Source organism: Stenotrophomonas sp. I18B00994 (assembly GCF_014145825.1).
GTDB classification, from domain to species: domain Bacteria; phylum Pseudomonadota; class Gammaproteobacteria; order Xanthomonadales; family Xanthomonadaceae; genus Stenotrophomonas; species Stenotrophomonas maltophilia.
The window spans coordinates 183890-190205 of the sequence record NZ_JACIUW010000008.1; the positions used below are offsets into that span (position 1 = coordinate 183890).

A 6316-nucleotide genomic window follows, 5' to 3' on the forward strand; every position below is an offset into this window, starting at 1 on the left:
ACGTCCTCAAATAATTTTCTTGATTGTGGAGATGCTGCTGACGGGGATCGAGTACAGCCGACTCTTTGGACCCGGCATATCCATGGTCACAGGGCTTTCAAGGAAGAAGTCATAGATGTGGCACGACTTCCGCCCCATGCCATCGAGGGCCGTCTGCAACTGCACTTCGTCGTCGACAAAGCGAATTTCGATCTGATGCTGTTGAGTCTGCAGGCTATGGAGGTGATCAATGCGGAATGGCGATCCGCGATACGGGAAGCCGTCCACGAAAATTATTCCAGTATCGAAAAGATCGTTCTTTACCTGCAGAATAAATTCTTCATCCGCACCGCGCAGCAGGATAAATGGAGCGTAGCGGTCGGAATTTTGGATGCGACGATTCTTAGCGGAACTCCAGTTTTTACCGATGGACCTGAGTTGATCGCAGATATCCGAAGGGTCTGTTCCGGTATCACACTGAATAATGAAAGCGCGAACCATTCCCGCGCCGTTCGTCGGCGAGAAGTACAGGCGCTTCATATGCTTCGCGTACTCGACCTCCTCCTTCTCTCGGAGAAGCCAACGATGATGGACGACCTGGGCGCCCTTGAGCACTTCCTGCAGATCACGACGGGTAGTCCTTCGATCGTTGTGATCTTTTTTTGTGGCCAGTGTCGCAATGTAATCGAGGGCTATTGGATAGTGAAATCCTTCAGCCTCAAGAACTGAGACACCTTGGCTCTTCCGTATGGCCTCAATAACGCTGTTTCGATGTTCAGAATATTCAGCAGCAATTTTTATACTGAAATTCTTGCAGAACGCCTCGATCAATTCATCCGGCGCTGTGGATCCATTGAGCAGGGATTTCTTCTCGTACGTTATCGTCCCATCAGCAGCCCTCACCTCCTTGCGGTATTCCATCACCGACTTAAATCGCTCGACGGAAAGCTCACCAATATCGATCTTAACTTCTGAAAAGTGCCCGTACAGGATGTATTTTCTACCTGCGCGCTGCCCCTCTTCGAGCCCATGGAAATGAACAAAGAGCTTGTACAGAGGATCACGCAGCACTGAGTCTGTTAAGTTCTGCTCCGCGTAGTACTTTACCTGGCCGTAAATTACACCTTCATCCGTGTAACGATCAAAATCTTCAACACCCTCAATGACGATGTCATCGTTCAGGCCCGCGCGCAAGATTTCGAGTAAGGCAGCGTCGAGTTGGTAAAAGTACCCTCTGATCGAAGCTGTCGCCTCGCGCTTCTTGTCCACCTCCAGCATCCTAGCCTCCGAATCAGTCCCTGATTGGCCCGGTAGCTCGCGCCATTTCTAGTCACAAGATCGTTAGACAAATATTGAAGCTGGTTTCCATTGCTATCGCGCAAAAGCAACCAAAATGGTTACTCAGCACAACAGCAGCCACGCCCCCAAGAGCTGGACTCATGCGACATTACACAAAAGTTCATGCATCCGGAAGATCCGCATCCGGCGTAGCCCCCCCCCCCGTCAAACTTACTGAGATGAAGTTACGTGACCCCAAGCACTCCTACAAGACACAGTCTCTCCGGCTCGTTCGCAGTTTCCCAACGATCACGTACAGCTATTGAGGCCCAGAAGTTGCAGGTCACTCGATCAAGCCACAAACAACAAGGGCGCCTTTCGGCGCCCTCGTTCTTTCAACTCATTCCCACTCAATAGTCGCCGGCGGCTTCCCCGAGATGTCATAAACCACCCTCGACACCCCCCGCAACTCATTGATGATCCGGTTGCTCACCGTACCCAGGAACTCATACGGCAGATGCGCCCAGTGCGCGGTCATGAAGTCGATCGTCTCCACCGCTCTTAGCGCAATCACCCACTCATAAGCGCGCGCATCACCCACCACGCCCACCGACTTCACCGGCAGGAACACGGCAAACGCCTGGCTGGTCTTGTCGTACAGGTCCGCCTTGCGCAGCTCATCAATGAAGATGGCATCGGCCTTGGCCAGCAGCTCGGCGTACTCGCGCTTCACTTCGCCCAGGATACGCACGCCCAGGCCCGGGCCCGGGAACGGATGGCGGTAGACCATGGTCCGCGGCAGGCCCAGCTCGACGCCCAGGCGGCGCACTTCGTCCTTGAACAGCTCGCGCAGCGGCTCCACCAGGCCCAGCTTCATGTGCTCCGGCAGGCCGCCCACGTTGTGGTGGCTCTTGATCACATGCGCCTTGCCGGTCTTGCTGCCGGCCGACTCGATCACGTCCGGGTAGATGGTGCCCTGCGCCAGCCACTTGGCGTTGCTCAGCTTGTTCGACTCTTCGTCGAAGATCTCAACGAACAGGTTGCCGATGATCTTGCGCTTGGCTTCCGGGTCGCTCACGCCTTCCAGCGCGGCGAAGTAACGATCGGCGGCATTCACGCGCACGACCTTTACGCCCATGTGCTCGGCAAACATCGCCATCACCTGGTCGCCTTCCTGCCAGCGCAGCAGGCCGGTATCCACGAACACGCAGGTCAGCTTCTCGCCGATGGCCTTGTGCAGCAGCGCAGCCACCACGGACGAATCGACGCCGCCGGACAGGCCCAGGATCACTTCGTCATCGCCCACCTGCTCGCGCACGCGAGCGATCTGGTCGTCGATGATATTGGCGGCGGTCCACAGGGTCTGGCAGCCGCACACATCCACCACGAAGCGGCGCAGCAGCGCCTGGCCCTGCAGGGTGTGGGTCACTTCCGGGTGGAACTGCACGCCGTACCAGCGCTTTTCTTCGTTGGCCATGGCGGCCACCGGAATGCGGTCGGTGGTGGCGGTGATGGTGAAGCCCGGCGGTGCAACGGAGACGTGGTCGCCGTGGCTCATCCAGACATTCAGCTTCGGCTCGCCGCCGTGGTCGCTCAGGCCCTTGAACAGTGCATCCGGGTTGATCACGTTCACTTCGGCGTGGCCGAACTCGCGCTGGTCAGCGGCTTCGGTGGCACCGCCCAGCTGCGCGGCCAGGGTCTGCATGCCGTAGCAGATGCCGAAGATCGGCAGGCCGCTGTCGAACACTTCCTGCGGCGCGGCCGGCGCACCCGGCAGCGTGGTCGATTCCGGGCCACCGGACAGGATGATGCCCTTGGCGCCGAAGCCGGCGATCTCGGCCGGGTTGTGGTCCCACGCCCAGATTTCGCAGTAGACGCCCAGCTCGCGGATGCGGCGGGCGATCAGCTGCGTGTACTGCGCGCCGAAATCGAGGATGAGGATCTTGTCGTTATGGATGTTGGTCATGGCGCCCCGGCAATGCAGTAGGGAAAACGAAATCAGATTTACGGCGGCAGATGGAGAAAGAGGAACGGGAAGTGCTTCCCCGTTCCTCTTTGCTCGGCCCGCATCAGGCGCGGTAGTTCGGCGGCTCTTTGGTGATCGTCACGTCGTGGACGTGGCTCTCACGCTGGCCGGCGCCGCTGATCTTCACGAACTTGGGCTTGCTGCGCATGTCTTCGATGGTGGCGCAGCCCACGTAGCCCATGGTGGCGCGCAGGCCGCCCATCAGCTGGTGGATGATGCCGCCCACCGGGCCGCGGTACGGCACGCGGCCTTCGATGCCTTCCGGCACCAGCTTGTCGGCGGTGGCGGCGTCCTGGAAGTAGCGGTCCTTCGACCCCTTCTCCATGGCAGCCAGCGAACCCATGCCGCGGTAGCTCTTGTACGAACGGCCCTGGTACAGCTCGGTCTCGCCCGGCGATTCTTCGGTACCAGCCAGCAGGCCACCGACCATGATGGTCGAGGCACCGGCGGCCAGCGCCTTGCCGATATCGCCCGAGTAGCGGATGCCACCATCGGCGATCAGCGGGATGCGGTCCTGCAGGGCTTCGGCCACCAGATCAATGGCGGTGACCTGCGGCACACCGACGCCGGCGACGACGCGGGTGGTGCAGATCGAGCCCGGGCCGATGCCGACCTTGACGGCGTCCGCGCCGCTGTCCAGCAGCGCCAGTGCGGCTTCGCCGGTGCAGATGTTGCCACCGATGACCTGCACCTGCGGGAAGTTCTTCTTGACCCAGCTGACGCGGTCCAGCACGCCCTGCGAGTGGCCGTGCGCGGTATCGACCACGATCACGTCCACGCCGGCGGCGACCAGCGCTTCCACGCGGCGATCGGTATCGCCACCCACGCCGACGGCAGCGCCGACCAGCAGGCGGGTCGACAGATCCTTGGCAGCGTTGGGGAAGTCGGTGTTCTTCTGGATGTCCTTGACGGTGATCAGGCCACGCAGTTCGAACGAATCATTGACCACCAGCACCTTTTCGATGCGGTTGCGGTGCAGCAGCTGCAGCACTTCATCCGACGCGGCGCCTTCCTTGACCGTGATCAGGCGATCCTTCTTGGTCATGATGTGGCGGACCGGATCGTCCAGCTCGGTTTCGAAGCGCATGTCGCGGTGGGTCACGATGCCGGCCAGCAGGCCGTCGCTGCCCACCACCGGCACGCCGGAGATGTTGTGCGCCTGTGTCAGGGCCAGCACGTCGCGGATGGTGGTTTCCGGGCCGACGGTGATCGGGTCGCGGATGACACCGGCCTCGAACTTCTTGACCTTGGCCACTTCCGCGGCCTGCTGTTCCAGGCTGAGATTCTTGTGGATGATGCCCATGCCGCCGAGCTGGGCCATGGCGATGGCCAGGCGGGCTTCGGTGACGGTATCCATGGCTGCGGACAGGATCGGAAGCTTCAGCTTCAGGTCGCGCGTCAACCGCGTTTCGAGGTTGACGTCCTTGGGCAGGATGGTCGAGTGGGCGGGGACGAGCGAGACGTCGTCGTAAGTGAGTGCTTCAGCCTGGATGCGCAGCATCGGCATACCCGAGATGTGGGGAAGCGCGACATTTTACCCTGTTTTCGCGCCGCGTGGCAGGGGGTAAATGCGACGCAGTGTCGCGCGGGCGGTGATTGGTTCAGGGGGCCATCCGGGCCGGCGGCATACTGCCTTTGGTAGGTGCCAACCTTGGTTGGCACCTACCAGGAGCGAGTCATCGGCCTGCCTTTGGTGGGTGCGGACCGATGGTCCGCACTACCCTTCAGACACCTGTGTCTCCTGCATTGTGCCGACCAACGGTCGGCACCCACCTTAAGAGGATCACTCGGGCCAGCCCTGGAGCGCCTTTGGTAGGTGCCAACTTTGGTTGGCACAAACAGCCAGAGGCCTTCACCCCACCTGGGGTCCAGGTGCCGGACGGATCGTGCCAACCAAGGTTGGCACCTACCAGGAGCGGGTCATCGGCCTGCCCCGGCATTGTGCCGACCAACGGTCGGCACCCACCAACAGCAGATCTCCCCAATCGCAGGTCAGCTCAGCGCTTCCGCCGCTTCCAGGGTGTTCTGCATCAGCGTGGCCACGGTCATCGGGCCGACGCCGCCCGGCACCGGGGTGATCCAGCTGGCCCGCTGGGCGGCCGCTTCAAACCCGACATCGCCCACCAACCGGCCGTCATCCAGCCGGTTGATACCCACGTCGATCACCACCGCGCCCGGCTTCACCCACTCGCCCGGCACGATGCCCGGGCGGCCCACCGCCACCACCAGAATGTCGGCGTTGCGCACGGCCTGCTCCAGCACGTCCTTGGGGGTGAACTTGTGGCAACTGGTCACGGTGCAGCCGGCAATCAGCAGCTCCAGGCCCATCGGCCGGCCGACATGGTTGCTCACGCCAACGATGGTGGCGTTGCGGCCGCGTACCGGCTGGTCGGTGTGGCCCAGCAGCGTGGTGATGCCGCGCGGGGTGCACGGGCGCAGGCCGAACTCGCGCAGGGCCAGGTGGCCGACGTTTTCCGGGTGGAAACCGTCCACGTCCTTGCGCGGGTCGATGCGCTGGATCAGGCGGCGCGCGTCGGGGATGCCCGGCAGCGGCAGCTGGATCAGGATGCCGTTGATCTTCGGATCGGCATTGAGCTGGTCGATCAGGTCGAGCAGTTCGGCTTCGGTAGTACCGGCCGGCAGATCGTAGTCATGCGCTTCGATGCCGACCTTCTCCGCGGCACGGCGCTTATTGCGCACGTACACGGTCGAAGCCGGGTCGCCACCGACCAGCACCACGGCCAGGCCCGGGCGGCTGCCACCGGCGGCCACGCGAGCGTCGACGCGCACCTTCAGGCTGTCGAGCAGGTCCTCGGCGATACGGCGGCCATCAAGGATGCGGGCAGGATGTAGGGGGGCGGAATCGGTCATCGGGAGCGGGCGTGGGGCGGCGGGGACGCTATTGTCCCCGATTCAGGCCCCCTCGCCCACCGCCGCGCGCCGACACCGCGCACCGGTAGTGCCGGCCGCTGGCCGGCAACTCCATGACGTCGGAACGTTTGCGCATCTGCCGGCCAGCGGCCGGCACGACCC

General features: G+C 62.2%; 4 protein-coding genes. All 4 read right to left on the bottom strand.

The features are described 5' to 3' along the window. Nucleotides 1-6: 6 nt before the first annotated feature. The gene (locus H4O10_RS11555; RefSeq protein WP_076739214.1) at nucleotides 7-1257 is read right to left on the bottom strand and encodes a DUF4297 family anti-phage-associated protein; all 1251 of its coding nucleotides are present in this window, start codon (nucleotides 1255-1257) and stop codon (nucleotides 7-9) included. Nucleotides 1258-1657: 400 nt separating this feature from the next. After that, nucleotides 1658-3223: a glutamine-hydrolyzing GMP synthase gene (gene guaA / locus H4O10_RS11560; RefSeq protein WP_076739215.1), complete on the bottom strand. Its 1566-nt coding sequence runs from the start codon at nucleotides 3221-3223 to the stop codon at nucleotides 1658-1660. A 103-nt stretch (nucleotides 3224-3326) separates the two neighbouring features. Then, a complete protein-coding gene (gene guaB, locus H4O10_RS11565) occupies nucleotides 3327-4784 on the bottom strand; it encodes an IMP dehydrogenase (RefSeq protein WP_049483302.1) in 1458 nt (485 codons plus the stop codon). A 491-nt stretch (nucleotides 4785-5275) separates the two neighbouring features. Further along, nucleotides 5276-6154: a bifunctional methylenetetrahydrofolate dehydrogenase/methenyltetrahydrofolate cyclohydrolase FolD gene (folD, locus tag H4O10_RS11570; RefSeq protein WP_012479956.1), complete on the bottom strand. Its 879-nt coding sequence runs from the start codon at nucleotides 6152-6154 to the stop codon at nucleotides 5276-5278. Nucleotides 6155-6316 lie beyond the last annotated feature (162 nt).

Coding starts and splice junctions, on each gene's coding strand:
- H4O10_RS11555 (WP_076739214.1), bottom strand. CDS start 1,257: ATGCTGGAGGTGGACAAGAAGCGCGAGGCGACAGCTTCGATCAGAGGG.
- guaA (WP_076739215.1), bottom strand. CDS start 3,223: ATGACCAACATCCATAACGACAAGATCCTCATCCTCGATTTCGGCGCG.
- guaB (WP_049483302.1), bottom strand. CDS start 4,784: ATGCTGCGCATCCAGGCTGAAGCACTCACTTACGACGACGTCTCGCTC.
- folD (WP_012479956.1), bottom strand. CDS start 6,154: ATGACCGATTCCGCCCCCCTACATCCTGCCCGCATCCTTGATGGCCGC.